Raw genomic sequence first — 15,386 nt, forward strand, 5'->3', positions numbered from 1 at the left:
CTTTTTGAAAGGAGCTAAAAGAATGCTTGGAATCGTTATTGCGACCCATGGTGCGCTCAGCACAGGGTTGAAAGATGCAGCTGAAGTAATCATGGGGACTACTGAAAATATTGCTACAGTCAGCTTAAATCAAGGAGAAGACATTCAAAAAGTCGGAGAAAAAATCAAAGAAGCAATACAGCTCGTTGACCAAGGGAATGGTATTGTCGTTTTCGTTGATTTAGTGAGCGCCAGTCCATACAATCAGGCATTGCTTACGATCAGAGAATTAGAAAAGGAAATACAAGAAAAGATCTATATCATCAGTGGGGCTAATTTGCCGATGCTGCTTGAAACGATCAATCATCAATTACTAGAAACACCGATTGAACAAATTCCGGAAGCAGTTGTCGAACAAGGTGAAAATGGATTAGGGGTTTGGCATGTTTCGATGATTGAAACAGAAGCAGCGGATGAGGACGATGATTTTTGATCCGAAAGAAATAGAAAATCAAAATAATGGAGATGGTGCAACATGAAGTGGGGATTTAGATGGTATGGTGAAAAAAAAGACACGATACCACTGCAGCATGTGACACAAATTCCGGGAATCAACGGAATTGTGGGTACATTGTTAAATAAACTGCCGGGAGACGTGTGGGCAGTTGATGAGATTCAGGACTTGAAGGATTCTGTGGAAAAAGGCGGATTAGAGTTATTAGGTATCGAAAGTGTTGCGATTCATGATTCGATCAAGGCGGGCACGGCTGACAGAGATCAGTATATCGAAAATTATATCCAAACGATTCGTAACCTTTCTAAATGTGGGATAAAAATGGTTTGCTACAGTTTTAAACCGATTTTTGGCTGGGCAAAAACCTCTTTAGCATATGAAAATAGTGACGGCAGTTTTTCTCTTGTTTATGATCAGGCTGTGGTAGATGGTATGGAGCCAAGTGAGATGTACAAACTGATCCATAGTCAGTCAAAGGGGTTTAGTTTACCTGGCTGGGAAGAAGAACGACTGAAAAAATTTGATGGGCTGGTCAAAATTTATGAGGGTGTAACGGAAGAGGATTTATTTGAAAATCTAAAATATTTCTTGTTAAAAGTGATTCCAGTTTGTGAAGAGGCAGATGTCAGACTGGCGATCCATCCGGATGATCCACCTTGGGAAATTTTCGGGTTTCCGCGCATCACCAAGAATTTATCCGATTTAAAAAGAATCATGGATATCATTGATTCTCCGTACAATGGAATCACGTTTTGCACGGGTTCTTTAGGCGCAGATCCAAACAATGATTTGGTTGAGATGATCCGCCAAGTTGGACACCGAATCAATTTTGTTCACTTTCGGAATGTTGGTTTTATGGGGGAAAAGAAATTCAAAGAAACCGCCCATTTGAGTACAGAAGGATCGCTGGATATGTATGCAATCATGAAGGCATTAGTAGAGGCTGGCTTCGATGGCGTTATCCGACCGGACCATGGACGAACCATCTGGGGTGAGATTGCAATGCCGGGATATGGTTTATATGATCGGGCTTTAGGAATCAGCTATTTACAAGGGCTGCACGAAGCGATCATCAAAAATGACCGTAACTAAGACGATGAAAGGGGCGGGCAAGTGAATAAAAGCATAACGCGAGATGTGTATCAACAATTGGCCGAGAGCAAGTTGCTGCCGCTATATACAGCGACTGATAGCAGTAATTTAGCAAAACTAGAAGAGATTTTACTTCAAAATGAAGTTCATCTAATTGAAGTTACGTTTCGAAGTCAGCTGGCGGCAGAAGCGATCCAAACATTAGCAGCATCTGGAAAGTTGATTGTGGGAGCGGGAACTGTTCGAACGATCGAGCAAGCCAAAATAGCAGTTGCAAACGGAGCGAAGTTCATTGTTTCACCTGCTATCGTTCCAGAGGTGATCGAGTATTGTTTGCTAGAAAATATTCCGATATTTCCAGGAACAGCTACTCCGGGAGACATTCAAAAAGCATCAGAGTATGGACTTAAAACCGTTAAATTTTTCCCAGCAGATGTTTATGGCGGGATACACGCAATCAAGGCTTTGAGCGGACCGTTTTACGACATGACTTTTTTACCAACTGGCGGTATCGACAAAAATAATATTCTTGAATATATCGAAAATGAGCATGTTCTGGCTGTTGGTGGTTCATTCATTATTTCTGAGCAATGCATAAAGCAAGATAATGGTGTGACAGCTAATAATGAACTAAAGGCACTTGTTCAGAAAATAGCCGTCACTCAAAAATAAAAACATAGTGAAAATAGGAGATAGGAGAACCGCGATGTTATTGAACGTCGTGGTTTTTTGTCTTGGATTAAGCGTTACTTTCATTGGAAGTTTGGGTATAATTGTCAGTAAGATCAGACAGAAATATGGGTCAAAGGAAAAGGAGTCTAGCAAATGAAAAAGATTATTGTGGGGTGTGTACTGCTTTTATTAGTAACTGGATGTGCCGGGAATAATGAATCCAGTAAGGAAAAAGCAAACGAAACAACGAGTAGCGCGATGAAGGCGGCAAAATATGATTCAGCGCTTGCTAAGGGCAAAGAAGCCTTAGTCGATAAAGATATGTCTAAAGCTCAAGCCTCTTTTCAATTAGCATTGGAATATAAAAAGGAGGAAGAAGCACAGGCGTTACTGGAACAAGTGGTTCTTTATAAAGAGGCCGTTTCGTTGAAAGAGAAAAAAGAATACTCTGCTGCATTGGAAAAATTAACAGAAATCGATAAGCAAAAAAACGGCTCAGCAATACTTAAGGGATATGTTCAGGACCTGAGAGAAGCAATTGCTAAGGAAAATACCAAAGTAGTGGAGTCTAAGGAAACAGAAGCAACGAAAGAAAATGACAAAAAAACGCAGGAAACCTCGAGTACTGTAGAAACACCACAAACGACCCAAAAAGCAGAAAATAATATTCCTTGGGATCAACAAAAGCGAGCAGATTTAGTCCAATTTATGGCTGATTGGGGCCAAAGTATGGATCAGTCTTATGTGGAATATTCACCTAATAGGCAGGTGAATTGGTATGGAATCAATTTTCCAAGTACCTTTGCCAACAACAATATTGCTGTCAATGGCAGTCCGGCAACCGTTCAATGGTCGGAGAGTGGTCTCACAGATAACGTATATAATGTTGTAGCAATATACTCAGATATGGGAACAACAGGAGCAGTTATGAATAATCATTTATATTTATTTACTATTTTAAATGGGCAGCCAATTGTTTTGATTACACAGCAAAATCAAGGAAATGCGGAGAATCTAGTTTATTTTACCACAACGCAGAATGCAGATTTAACTAGTGGTTTTGCTCAGATTGTCGGTAGTTGATAATCGTTCAATAGGTGAGTGACAAATGAAGAATAGGTGGGATAAAATGAGTCTTCTAAAAAAATATGGCTGGTATTTTCTTTTGTTCGGTGTGATCAGTGATTTATTAACACCCTATGTTTTGGGTTTATTTTATCCGAAAATGAATCAGCTCACAATGGTGATCAGTGTTTTTGGAGACGTAGCCAGTCCCGTTCGTCAAGCATTTTTGATCTGGTCCGTTATTTCCGGTGTGTTCTTTGTTTTGGCATTGCCGGTAATCTATCAAAGCTTTTCTAAGATCTCTCAGCCATTAGCACTGATATTGACTAGTGCAGTAGGATTTTATGGAGTGGGTGATTGTATTTTTACTGGATTGTTTAGTATAGATACGGAAAAAAGCACTTGGACGTTTTCAACGTGGGTTCATAATATAGGCTCTGGTTTGGGGTATGCTGGCTTCTTATTGTTTCCTCTCTTTCTGATTCTTCTTTATAGAAAGCAAGGAAATAGAAAACTTATCCATTTTTATTCACTATTACTTGTACTCAGTTTATTCAGTGCAGGGATTTACGGTCTTGCACGGATACCTACTATCAATGAATTACCATTGTTGAATAACATTGGATTGTGTCAGCGAATTAGTTTTATTTTTAATTATATACCATTAGCTATTTTGTCTATTCAACAAATAAGAGACACTAAGGAAAAAGGAGAGAAATAAAAGATGTCAGAGCGTCAATTAAAGAACACGTGGATCAAGCGATGGGGAGCTGTTAGCGTACTCGGTATCGCTGTACTTGGGATCGTTGCTGGTTGTCAGAATCAAAAAGCGGATCAGGTAACCAAAGAAACAGCAAGTAGTGAAAATAGTACAGTTAGCTCTCAAACCACGACTCAAACATCCAGCAGTTTATCTAGTACCTCTGTGGAATCTACCACTATGTTGGAAAGTTCGGAGCAGACAAGTGAAACAACACAGCCAGTTTCTGAATCATCTGCATCAGTAGAGGAGCAGGAAATTCAAACAGAGGTCATAGAGAATCCTGTTACAGAAGACGAGGTGACCGCATTTTATTCGAAATACAATCGAACGGAGTATACAAGAGCATTAGATTTGGTTACAAGACTTTACGGGTTAGATCCGGCTCTTGCAGAAAACCAACAATATATCGATAGAAATTTGAAGACGATCGGACAGCCAGTACCAAATGGAGAATTTCCAGAAACTTCGACTGGCAGTGTCATGGGGGGCATGGCTGGAAGCTTAGTCTATAAGGGAAGTTCAGAATATGATGATCAGATGGGGACTAATTTTAGCGGGCAATATCCAGAAAACATTTTTGCGAGTGCCTATTAAAAGTACAAGTAGATATTTTTAAATCTATTAATTATCATTTTTTTATAATTATGTTCTATTTTAAGATACGGTTTGATATAATGGAGTCTGGAATTAAAATTTAAGGAGGAACAAATGAAAAAAATTCTAGGGGTTATATCAGTATTTGTAATGTTGTTGGTTTTAGTAGCATGTGGGGGAAAAGCGGAAACGACAACGTTCACGCAATCACCTATGGCTGGAACAGAAGTATCGATCATTGTTGAGCATAAAGGCGACAAGATCACTGGAGCATCAGCAAAAGCTGTCTTTGATAATGAAAAGCTGATGATCACAGACGAAGCTGCTTCTGAACAGGTAGTAGAAGCGTTTAAATCTTCTTCAAATTTAGAGGATGTCAAAGTGAAATACTCTAAAAAAGAGACAGTGATCACCTACGATGCGCCTGCTGGCAGTATGAAATCAGGAACTAGCTTCAAAGCTGGCGAAAAAGAATTAACTGACATGGGCTTTGAGAAAAAATAGTTTAAAAGATAGTAAATAACTAAAGAACCAGAAAGCTGTTTAGGCTTTTTGGTTCTTTTTTAGTATTTTTTTAAAAAGATTGCTTTAATTTGAGCGCATTTGTGGAATGTTCGTCTTTCTTTTATTCTCTACTTTTATATTTACTTATTCTTTCGTTTATTATATGATTAAACACGTTGTGTAATTCAAAAAATGCATTTTTTACGAACATTTTATTGTTCAAATTTTTAGGAGGATAACGAATGAAAGAGAAAATTATTTCCTATTTTGAGATTGAAAAATTAAATACAAGTGTTAAGCGGGAAATACTAGCTGGATTTACGACGTTTATTTCAATGGCATACATTCTGTTTGTCAATCCAACGGTATTAGGCGCTTCTGGTATGGATGAAGGGGCAGTATTTACTGCAACAGCTTTAGCTAGTGCATTAGGTTGTATCTTGATGGGGATTTTAGCACGCTATCCAATTGCGACGGCTCCTGCACTTGGGATCAATGCCTTTTTCTCTTATTCTGTTTGTTTAGGAATGGGGGTTCCTTGGGAGACAGCGTTAGCTGGCGTTTTTGTTGCATCGTTGATTTTTATCCTGATTACGGTGTTTAAATTACGGGAGTTGATCATTGATGCGATACCAGCAGATTTAAAATATGCTATTTCTGGCGGTATCGGCTTATTCATTGCGTTCCTTGGACTAAGCGAAGGCGGGATCATCGTGTCGAATGAATCGACGCTTGTTGGGTTAGGACCATTGAATATAGGAACAACTTGGTTGACGATTTTTGGTTTAGTGGTAACGGCGATTTTATTAGTTCGTCGTGTACCTGGCGGGATTTTCATTGGAATGGCTGCGACGACGATTTTAGGGCTAGTAACAGGTTTGATCCAAATGCCTGACAAGCTGGTTTCAGGTGCACCAAGCTTAAAACCAACTTTTTTAGTGGCTTTAAAACATGTAGGTGATATTAATTCGATTCAATTGTGGGTCGTTGTTTTGACGTTTTTACTGGTTACTTTTTTTGATACAGCTGGGACACTTGTTGGATTAGCTAATCAGGCTGGTTTTATGAAAGACAATAAAATGCCTAGAGTAGGGAAAGCCCTAGCCGCAGATTCAACTGCGATGCTGGCGGGTTCGCTTTTTGGAACTTCTCCGGTAGGAGCATACGTTGAATCCTCTGCTGGAATCGCTGTAGGCGGCCGTTCAGGATTGACAGCAGTAACAACAGGTTTATTATTTATCGTTGGTTTATTTTTCTCACCATTACTTTCAGTTGTAACCTCACAAGTGACTGCGCCGGCGCTGATCGTAGTGGGTGTCTTGATGGCTCAATCACTAAGTCAAATCAAATGGAAAGAAATGGAAATCGCGATCCCTTCTTTCTTGATTTTGCTGGGGATGCCTTTGACTTATAGCATTTCAGACGGTATTGCATTAGGATTCATTTTTTACCCAATCACAATGATTGCTGCAAAACGAGGGAAAGAAGTTTCTCCGATCATGTATGCATTGTTCTTTGTTTTTATTGGATTTATGTGGATTTTAAATGTGAAATAATAGTAAAAGGTCTGAGGCGAGACTGGGACCTAACTCTACGAGTTACGCCCAGTCTCTTTCAACCTCACTCTGACTTTTAATCTTTGACTTTTTAGACAAAAACAAGCAAAATAGGTTGTACTGAAAACTTTGAGTAAGGAGGGATTACATGGAGACATCGTTGATTTCTCAATGGCTGGATGAGCGTGAGAAACAATCTAGAGCTGAAAAACAGTTAGAGGAATTGCTGAAAAAGACAAGTCAGCTAACGCTTAGTGAGTATTATGCTTTATATCAGCTAAATCGACATGGTAGCCGCATGCGTCAAAATGATTTAGGGAATTATTTATGTTTGAGTCAAAGTGCCTTGTCTCGTTTGATTGATCGTTTGGAGCAAAAAGAACCGCAACTGATTGGAAAAAAGATGTGTACAGATGATAAGCGCGGGATTTACATAGGGATAACAACTGCAGGGGAAAAGATGCTTGCGTCGATCGAAAAGGATGTAGATGCTATTTTAAAAGAGTATTTTAGTTAGGAGACAAAACACTTGCATTTTGGTCTCCGTTCTTTTATCATAAATACATGCATGTGCATACAACTTTTCGAGAAGGAGAAAGAAGAATGAATCATTTAGACGGAAAATTAACATTTAAACGAGGATTAACCTTAAAAAATAGAATCGTGATCGCACCTATGACAACGAAAATGTCATTTTTTGATGGAGTCGTTACGACGGATGAAATCGACTATTATGCGCTACGTTCGGGTGAAGCTGGTGCATTTATAACTGCAGCTGCTAATGTCCATGAAGGCGGTAAAGGTTGGGATGGTGAATTAGGCGTATATGATGATCGCTTTATTCCTGGCCTATCAAAATTAGCGGCAGCAATCAAAAAGAATGGAACTAAAGCTATTTTACAGATTTTTCATGGCGGCCGCATGACCGATTCTAAAGTCCTGCAGGGGGTTCGACCCGTAGCACCAAGTGCGATCCCAGCAGAAAGACCAAATGCTGAAACACCAAGAGCCTTGGAAGAAGCGGAAATCTACGAAATTTTAGAGAGTTTCAAAAAGGCAACTGAGCGAGCTATCAAAGCTGGCTTTGACGGTGTAGAAATACATGGAGCGAATACCTATTTGATCCAGCAATTCTTTTCTCCTCATTCTAACCGACGAACAGATGATTGGGGCGGTTCATTAGAAAAACGGTTTAAATTTATCAATGAATTAGTAGACGGTGTGACTTCTGTGGTGGATCGATCAGGTGTAAAGGACTTTATTGTCGGCTATCGTTTTTCACCGGAAGAATATGAAGAACCGGGCATTCGTTTAAGTGATACCCTTTATTTAGTTGATCGATTAGCTGACAAACCGCTAGATTATTTGCATATGTCGAGCAATGATTATAAAAAAGTTTCTGTTAGTGAAGAGTTCAAAGAAAAGACAATTTTGACTTATATCAAAGAAACAGTCGGAGATCGAGTACCATTGATCGTAGCGGGGGATATTCGTACAAGAAAAGATGTTGAAACAGTATTAGAAACAACCGATTTAGTTGCTGTTGGTCGTGCTATTCTGATCGATCCACATTGGACGCAAAAAATATTGGATGATAGGGAATCATTGATTCGAACAGAGCTGACGCATTATGATCGAGAAGAATTACGAATCAGTAATGGCGTCTGGAGCTTTTTAGAAATGATGATGCCTGAGCGTTTACAATAGTAAGACGAAAAAGGAGACATAGATGAATGACTATGTTTTCTTTTTTTATATAAAAAAAGGACAACTCAGGCAATTTAAAGCAAAAATCAGTTGAGTATTTAAGCGTTTTCTAGTACAATTTCAATATAAAGAAAAATATTTTTGTTAGCTAAAAAAATATTAGGAGGTATAGAAGAATGAGTAAAAATTATTTAAATTATGTCGGTGAAATCATTACAGATGTTGAGTACCATGGCTTAGGTGAACCAAAAGACTTCTTGGAAGTTCATATGGATGTTGAGTTGCCTTTTAGATTATATTGTCGGACTGACGAAAAAGATTGGGAAGAAGTGACGGAAGCAGAGCGGCTTGATTTGATCAGCAAATTAGAAGATACAAAATCTAAGTATTCTAAAAGTGATTATCGTTACTATACAATGGACTTTTATTTAGCAAGTTTAGGCGGTTTGAGATAAAAAGAAATGAAAACGCTTTTATTTTATGGACAATAAAAAAACTGTGTCGTTGATTGATGGAATCAGCTACACAGTTTTTTTACTTGTTAAATGATTTTTTCAGCCGTAATTTTTTGAGAACCTCATTTAATGTGAAAAAATCGTTGGCAGAAAGAGTTGAATCAATATAAATCACTTCTTTTTCTTCTAAATTGATACTTTGAACCCTAGGCATTGAACTGGTAATAATAACTAGGTCACTTGGTTGATCACTTTGTGTATTAAACGAAATATTATACCAGTTCGTAAACATATTACTGATCGTATCCTGTATGATCTTTTCCGAAAAATCAGGTAAATCACTTTCAAAGTAAATACGAATCACGGGTTCAAAAACAGTCAATGATTCAAAGCTAGAAAAGAGCAGTATATATCGCATATGCAGTGTATCTTTTTCTTGAAACAAAGGAAGAGCTGACATCTTGGCTAGTTCATCAATGAATGTGTAGAGCTTTTTTGAAAGTCTGGGAAAGTTTTCTTTTGCCTCTTGATTGATATCGACCCCACTGATCCCTAACTTGAAATTCTTGAAAATATCTGCAAATAGATGGCTGGATAAAAGAAAACCATATGTTTTTTGTTTTGTGCGTTCATTCAGTGTAAGACCGAAAGCTTCTTGAACTCTAGAAAAAAAAAGCTCTGTCGCTAGAAATGCTGGTGTATTATTTTTTTTATGCGCAGTCATGATTTGTGAGCCGATCTCATTGAAATCGTAAGTTTTCACAAAAGTTTGAAGAATCAAATAAAAAAAATTGAGCTCACCCTTCGGCAAAAAATAATCTTGTAGAACTTTTCCTGAATCAAAAGGAGCATTCGTTGGAATATAAGGATCCCAGCTTTTTTGCCAAGTTATCGAGTTTCCCAAGTGATAACGTATGACAGTGATCGTAAAGATATACGTTAGCAGACGTTTATCTGTTTCATTGATCGAAGTTCCACTTATTCCATGATACGTCAAAAATGCATCGATCGTCTTTACGATCTTCTTTTCATCAATCGTCGGGAATGGCCAAGTGTTTCCTTTGTATGTGATCCAAAAGGCCATCAGTGAATACATACGTATTTGGGCTTCGTCACCTGTTAGTACATAGTTATTATTTTTATAGGCGATCGAGATATCGTGTTCAGCAACAAGGGCTTTAAAGGCTCGAATTTTTCTACGAATCGTTGATTCACTAATAAAAAGCTCTTGCTCTAGTTGAGCTAAACTGCAAGGCTGATTAAAAAACAGGCGCTTCATCAATTTTACTGCCAAAGTGTTTTCTATAATAAATAATTTAAATTTCACTAAAGAAAGTTCATCTTTCTTTTCCAAAAAAATGCCTTTGCTTTTATTGATATGGATAGTGATGCCGTCATTAAAGCTGATTGCATCTGAATCAAGTTCTTTACAATATTTTAAAATGGTTTTTTTTTCGATCGAAATCATCATAGAGAGGTTTTCAGAACTAAACCAGGTCGAGGCGTTACCGATAATTGTTAAAAGTTCCAGTTTGATTCGTGTTCCGTTATCAAAAATAGGTGAATGTTGCACAGGTATTTCCTCTTTTCAGTTAATTATGTTTGGTAATGCTACAGTATAATGAAATTTTTCACTTTAGCAAGTAAAACAAGTTAAGATCAAAATGTTCGTTTAATCAACTGTCATTTTTGACCTCCATTGTACGATGCTATCTCCTATAATGAGTTTGTGAAAATGAGAGAAGTGGAGGAGCAGAAATGAGTAAAAAAAGACGTTTCTATACAAAAGTATTTACCAAACAAACATGCTTAATGATTGCAGTTATAGGTTCTTTATTTTATAGTACGCATCATTTAGCAAAAGAAATGGAACATTCACAAACAAACGAGAAAAAAGTAAAGGAAGCAGCAAAAGAGCAAATCAATTTTCAGCCAACAACTGATGCTATTCTGGAAAAACAAGCTGATTCAATTCCTTATGCCAATTTAAATACAGGTTTCAGGGATTCATTTCAAGAATTGAGTGCTAATGAAGAAGTAGTACATATTCAAACAAAAGGAAAATCTTCATTCAGTGCTGGTGTCAGCGCACAGTATAAACAAGAGATCTTTTTAGACAAAGAAATCACTGCTGAGTTTTTTAGTACGCCCGGATTTGAAAAATATATCCGCGGAACAGTCACACGTCCCAGTGGTTTAGGAAGTACCAAAAAATCGATCGAAAAAGATGTCTGGGGGAAAAAAGTAACATTATTTAATTCTGAGACGATGAATTACGAAGCAGATGAAAAGAAAATCGTGTATAAAACGCCGAATTACACAACTAGCCTAAGCTCTGTAACGATCGAAACCGATCTATTCATCGATTTAGGGAAATGGCGTAAAGAGACAGGCCGTCTAGTAGAAAGAGAAAATGATTACGTCATTCGCTCACGTACCAGTTCTGCTGACTGGCTAACGATTGGCGGTAAAGGCTCGATCGTTTCTGTCGTCAATGGAGAAAACATTCTAGATTCATGGATCGAAAATCCTGTCGAAGAGACAACTTTATATCGATTGGAAGAAGATCCAGCTTATTTTTATGGGAATGGATTACAAGATGAACGTAATGAGCATCCCACGAATTATTCTATAGAACTACTGGTCAATGGTGAAGTATATAGAGAGTTAGCGATGAAAAAAGATGGCAGCTGGGAATTCGATTTTGGTGACTATCTAACAGAGAACGATATCGTTTCTGCTAAAGTCAAAGGAGTAGAAAACACTACGAATGGAAATGGCATCATCAATGTAAAATACTCAGAAGAGCGGTTTGCTGTGAATGAAACAGACATCATTTCATGGGAAGATTGGGAAGTTGCTGCACCAGTGATCAATCAAGCGCATGAAGATGAGTTTATTATTCAAGGCTCAACACCAAGCCAAAATCATCAGCTGAATCGGATCTATAAACTGTTCGTAACACTTAACGGAAAAACAATTTACGAAAAAGAAAATATCAAAGATGACACAGATATTTTGATTCCTTATATAAAAGGATTATCGAAAGGAGATAAAGTCGAAGCAACGATCATCGGCTTTGAAGAAGGGAAAGCAGAGAAAACAAGTGCTGTAACAGAAATGATCGTAGGGTCAGAAAATGAGGACGACTATGATGATTGGGAAGTTTTTGCTCCAGTACTAGCAAACGCAACACTTCATGAAAATGCAACAAAGATCAAAGGTCAGGTGCCAGTACAAAATCGTACAGCTCAGCGTTATTATGATTTATTGATCTATGTGAATGATGAGCTAGTTTCTGAACAGTCTGCAATCGATGTTTCTTTAAAACCATATGTATTTGAGACAAGTGTACGATCATTGAAGGTGGATGATAAAATAATCGCTAAAGTGGTTGGGCATCAAGATGATAAAGCCGACAAATCAGCTGAAACAGAGGCAGTTATAGTTGATAGCACGGATTACCAAAAATGGCAGGTCGATGCACCGATTTTAAATGAAGTAATGGATACTGATCGTGTGCTGACAGGCGAAATAGGCGAACAAGATAGAGGCTATGAACGTACCTATAAACTTGAAACCAAGATCAATGGTGAAACGTTATCCGAAATCGACGTCGAGCCTGGGCAAAAGTTTGAAGTAGAATTACCAGCAGATGTAAAGCTTACAGCCGGGGATGAAATTACAGCTACCGTGATAGGTAAACAGCCGCAAAGAGTGGATAAGCCTAGCGAAGCAGTCGCTCAAATCGTTGGAGATGCGACACATTATGAGGAGTGGGTCGTAAATGAAGCCACGCTTGAAACTATCTATGAACATGAGCATCAATTAAAAGGCCATATTTCTTTACAGGACACAGAATATGGTCGGACTTATGAGTTACTGGCAAAAGTCAATGGAATAGAAGTAGCATCAAGTACTGTCTTTTCTGACACGGATTATTCATTGACATTGGCTGAAGAGGTCGATCTAAAAGAAAATGATGTTGTGACGGTTCAAATCATTGGGCATCAAAAAGACATGGCAGATAAAACAAGTGAGCAGACAGAGCTGACTGTAGCGAAAAAAGAGTACCCGACAACATCAAAATTTGAACGAGGATATTGGGAAGATTATGGATTAGTCTACGAAGGACTTGTTGAAAATGACGGGTGGGATTTATCTGATTCCTCACGTATCACTAAGACTGTCAGCTTAGTCGAAGCTGATTCAGGAAATAGAATTGAAGGTATTACTGCCCAAAATACAGATTGGTACCAATCTGGTAGATACAATGGGTATCAATTCATTATCGATAACGATATTCTTGGTCAAATGACACAAGGAAGATATACCCTTTATATGACAGTGATGTTAGATGGTATAACACTTGACGAAACAGAATTGACATTAGACCAAAAGATTTCCCGGATGGGTGCGATTCATGATGATTATGCTGAGTTGGAACAAGTTGTGATCAAAGGAAATATCGTAAAACTGGAAGTTTGGAATCAGCGGCCAAGTATTTCGATCATCAAAAATGAGAACACAGGTATCGAACTACTCAATAAATATTGGAATAAACAAAATCAGCTTGTATTTGATGGGTATTTCAAAACAGAGCTGGATTTCAGTAAGGCTGAGAAGCAACTGGAAATCATAGATAAATCAGGAACCGTTGTGTATAAAAAAGAAGCACTCTCCGCAGCTCCGACTTCATGGGGAACAGTAACCGGCATTTCAGATGAGGTGTCATTTCAAGCGATCATTCCTCAAGAATTCACTGATCAAGCAACATACTCTTATCACGTGATCATTGAGGATCAAGAGGGAAATAGAATCGTTCGATCACAAATTGCATAAAGTGATCGAATGAAACACCTATCGATCAGAAGCCCATTCGATAGACTTCTAAGAGCAAGGATAACCAACTTCTTTAAGTTGTTTTGTGTTTGCAAAAAATTAAAACAGACACCGCATATAGAGTGAATGAAATCTGTCTGCGGTGATCTAATGTGTAACTGCTAATGGGTCAAAAAAGAAAGGAACAACCATGTTTACTTTACCTATATTTTTATTTTTACCATTAAAATGGCTCTGCCTGATTTTAGTTGTCATAGTCTTTATGAACTTGATTTATTTTACCTGCTTGTCTTTTTTTGGGTTAAGAAAACCTAAAAGAGATTATCTGATCGTGCCGGATCAAAAAAAATTCGTCTTTGTTGTACCAGCACATAATGAAGAAGCCGTGATCGGAAAAACAATTGAAAGTTTACTACAGCAAAATTATAGAAAAGAATTATTTGATATTGTGATCATAGCGGATAATTGTACAGATCGGACACCGGACATCGTAAAGTCATACGGCAATGTAGGGCTTCTTGAAAATCATGCATCTGCTGATGAACCAAGGGGCAAACCTCATGCGATTGCAAAATATATTGAAACGGGTCATTGGAGAAACTATGATCATATGGCTTTTATTGATGCAGATAATATTGTCAGTAAAAATTTTTTGAGAGAAATGAATAGTCAGCTCATTGCGCATCCGGAGTTTTCTGTGATCCAAGGGTATTTGGGCATAAAAAATGTGGCTACCTCGTTAACAGCATCCGGCTACGCAGCAGTTTACTTTATCACGAATCGTGCGGTGCAATATGCCAATTATAGATTAGGCTGGAATGCAGCGATCGGTGGAACTGGTTTTATTTTGGATACGTCTTATTTAGCTGAAAGGGGCTGGAATCCGCGCAGTTATACAGAAGACTTTGAATTACAAGTAGAATTATCGATGGCTGGTAAGCGCAGCGGCTGGAATCATTTTGCCGTTGTTTATGATGAAAAGCCTAATTCATTTGAGGCGAGTCACACTCAGCGTACGCGTTGGGCACAAGGGCATTGGCTGGTAGCATTTACGACAACCCTGAAGCAACTTGGAACGATCGTAAAATCGGCTTCCTTGACAGAGTTGTTGAGCAAAATAGAAACATTGTTTTATTCATATTCCATGGTTCGACCAGTTGCCTTCTTGTTTATAGGATTAGCAGTTTGTATCGATCATCGTTTGATCGACTATCTTCCCCATCTGCTGTCCCTACTCTATTTTTGGCTGACGATCGAGTGTTTCAATTTTTTGATTATTCCATGTACGTATTTTTTTCAGGAAGCTAAACCTTATTTCAAACAGAAAAAGACATTTCTAGCTAAATGTTTGCTTCTCTTTAGGCTGGTGGTTGGATTTGTTTGGAATTCTTTGACGTATATGATTGCACAAATAGTTGGCTTTTTTACATGGTTCAGACCTCAAAATAATTGGAAAAAGACAGTTCATACGATGAATGCAGACGAATCATTAGAAAAGGAGTGGTAAATATGAGACTTATTTCTTCCCAAAAAAATAAGTTGAACCTGCTATTTGTTGGGACACTTACATTAGTTTTAGTAGTCTTCTTTTTAACGGTTTAAGAATAAGGGAAATCGTTGTTTTTGAATGATGTACAAAGCAT

The 15,386-nt window shown here is 38.0% G+C and carries 14 protein-coding genes; 13 read left to right on the forward strand and 1 reads right to left on the reverse strand.

Features of this window, described 5'->3' with window-relative positions:
* Positions 1-22 precede the first annotated feature (22 nt).
* The 11 genes from CC204_RS15565 (at position 23) to CC204_RS15615 (ending at position 8,901) form a co-directional block, all read left to right on the forward strand.
* Positions 23-472: a PTS sugar transporter subunit IIA gene (locus tag CC204_RS15565; protein ID WP_088270996.1), complete on the forward strand. Its 450-nt coding sequence runs from the start codon at positions 23-25 to the stop codon at positions 470-472.
* 42 nt (positions 473-514) lie between these two features.
* A complete protein-coding gene (gene uxuA / locus CC204_RS15570; RefSeq protein WP_088270997.1) occupies positions 515-1,585 on the forward strand; it encodes a mannonate dehydratase in 1,071 nt (356 codons plus the stop codon).
* Between the two features lie 21 nt (positions 1,586-1,606).
* Complete coding sequence (locus CC204_RS15575; protein WP_088270998.1) at positions 1,607-2,257, forward strand: bifunctional 4-hydroxy-2-oxoglutarate aldolase/2-dehydro-3-deoxy-phosphogluconate aldolase; 651 nt, start codon at positions 1,607-1,609, stop codon at positions 2,255-2,257.
* Positions 2,258-2,410: 153 nt separating this feature from the next.
* A complete protein-coding gene (locus CC204_RS15580; protein WP_088270999.1) occupies positions 2,411-3,340 on the forward strand; it encodes a DUF4767 domain-containing protein in 930 nt (309 codons plus the stop codon).
* A gap of 46 nt (positions 3,341-3,386) precedes the next feature.
* Positions 3,387-4,043 carry a DUF998 domain-containing protein gene (locus CC204_RS15585; protein ID WP_088271000.1) on the forward strand — a complete coding sequence of 219 codons (657 nt, stop codon included), beginning with the start codon at positions 3,387-3,389 and terminating at the stop codon, positions 4,041-4,043.
* 3 nt (positions 4,044-4,046) lie between these two features.
* Positions 4,047-4,679 (forward strand): hypothetical protein, encoded by a 633-nt coding sequence (locus CC204_RS15590; RefSeq protein WP_088271001.1) that lies wholly within the window; start codon positions 4,047-4,049, stop codon positions 4,677-4,679.
* 114 nt (positions 4,680-4,793) lie between these two features.
* On the forward strand, positions 4,794-5,183 hold the full coding sequence (locus tag CC204_RS15595; protein WP_088271002.1) for a hypothetical protein: 390 nt from the start codon (positions 4,794-4,796) through the stop codon (positions 5,181-5,183).
* 242 nt (positions 5,184-5,425) lie between these two features.
* A complete protein-coding gene (locus CC204_RS15600; protein WP_088271003.1) occupies positions 5,426-6,739 on the forward strand; it encodes an NCS2 family permease in 1,314 nt (437 codons plus the stop codon).
* A 148-nt stretch (positions 6,740-6,887) separates the two neighbouring features.
* Positions 6,888-7,256 (forward strand): MarR family winged helix-turn-helix transcriptional regulator, encoded by a 369-nt coding sequence (locus CC204_RS15605; protein ID WP_088271004.1) that lies wholly within the window; start codon positions 6,888-6,890, stop codon positions 7,254-7,256.
* 86 nt (positions 7,257-7,342) lie between these two features.
* Positions 7,343-8,446: an NADH-dependent flavin oxidoreductase gene (locus CC204_RS15610; protein ID WP_088271005.1), complete on the forward strand. Its 1,104-nt coding sequence runs from the start codon at positions 7,343-7,345 to the stop codon at positions 8,444-8,446.
* A 176-nt stretch (positions 8,447-8,622) separates the two neighbouring features.
* The gene (locus tag CC204_RS15615) at positions 8,623-8,901 is read left to right on the forward strand and encodes a hypothetical protein (RefSeq protein WP_088271006.1); all 279 of its coding nucleotides are present in this window, start codon (positions 8,623-8,625) and stop codon (positions 8,899-8,901) included.
* Positions 8,902-8,980: 79 nt separating this feature from the next.
* Here CC204_RS15615 and CC204_RS15620 read toward each other — a convergent pair whose 3' ends face one another.
* Entirely contained in the window at positions 8,981-10,474 is a 1,494-nt protein-coding gene (locus CC204_RS15620) for a helix-turn-helix domain-containing protein (RefSeq protein WP_088271007.1), read from the reverse strand.
* Positions 10,475-10,659: 185 nt separating this feature from the next.
* Here CC204_RS15620 and CC204_RS15625 point away from each other — a divergent pair, with 185 nt between their 5' ends.
* Positions 10,660-13,743, forward strand: coding sequence for a hypothetical protein (locus tag CC204_RS15625; protein WP_088271008.1), 3,084 nt, complete (start codon positions 10,660-10,662; stop codon positions 13,741-13,743).
* Positions 13,744-13,933: 190 nt separating this feature from the next.
* Entirely contained in the window at positions 13,934-15,250 is a 1,317-nt protein-coding gene (locus CC204_RS15630; RefSeq protein ID WP_088271009.1) for a glycosyltransferase family 2 protein, read from the forward strand.
* The last annotated feature ends 136 nt before the right edge of the window (positions 15,251-15,386 follow it).

This window comes from Enterococcus wangshanyuanii (genome assembly GCF_002197645.1).
Lineage (GTDB): Bacteria > Bacillota > Bacilli > Lactobacillales > Enterococcaceae > Enterococcus_L > Enterococcus_L wangshanyuanii.

Excerpts from the sequence above, each read along its gene's own strand:
- CC204_RS15565 (WP_088270996.1), top strand. The coding sequence starts at position 23 with ATGCTTGGAATCGTTATTGCGACCCATGGTGCGCTCAGCACAGGGTTG.
- uxuA (WP_088270997.1), top strand. The coding sequence starts at position 515 with ATGAAGTGGGGATTTAGATGGTATGGTGAAAAAAAAGACACGATACCA.
- CC204_RS15580 (WP_088270999.1), top strand. The coding sequence starts at position 2,411 with ATGAAAAAGATTATTGTGGGGTGTGTACTGCTTTTATTAGTAACTGGA.
- CC204_RS15585 (WP_088271000.1), top strand. The coding sequence starts at position 3,387 with ATGAGTCTTCTAAAAAAATATGGCTGGTATTTTCTTTTGTTCGGTGTG.
- CC204_RS15590 (WP_088271001.1), top strand. The coding sequence starts at position 4,047 with ATGTCAGAGCGTCAATTAAAGAACACGTGGATCAAGCGATGGGGAGCT.
- CC204_RS15595 (WP_088271002.1), top strand. The coding sequence starts at position 4,794 with ATGAAAAAAATTCTAGGGGTTATATCAGTATTTGTAATGTTGTTGGTT.
- CC204_RS15600 (WP_088271003.1), top strand. The coding sequence starts at position 5,426 with ATGAAAGAGAAAATTATTTCCTATTTTGAGATTGAAAAATTAAATACA.
- CC204_RS15605 (WP_088271004.1), top strand. The coding sequence starts at position 6,888 with ATGGAGACATCGTTGATTTCTCAATGGCTGGATGAGCGTGAGAAACAA.
- CC204_RS15610 (WP_088271005.1), top strand. The coding sequence starts at position 7,343 with ATGAATCATTTAGACGGAAAATTAACATTTAAACGAGGATTAACCTTA.
- CC204_RS15615 (WP_088271006.1), top strand. The coding sequence starts at position 8,623 with ATGAGTAAAAATTATTTAAATTATGTCGGTGAAATCATTACAGATGTT.
- CC204_RS15625 (WP_088271008.1), top strand. The coding sequence starts at position 10,660 with ATGAGTAAAAAAAGACGTTTCTATACAAAAGTATTTACCAAACAAACA.
- CC204_RS15630 (WP_088271009.1), top strand. The coding sequence starts at position 13,934 with ATGTTTACTTTACCTATATTTTTATTTTTACCATTAAAATGGCTCTGC.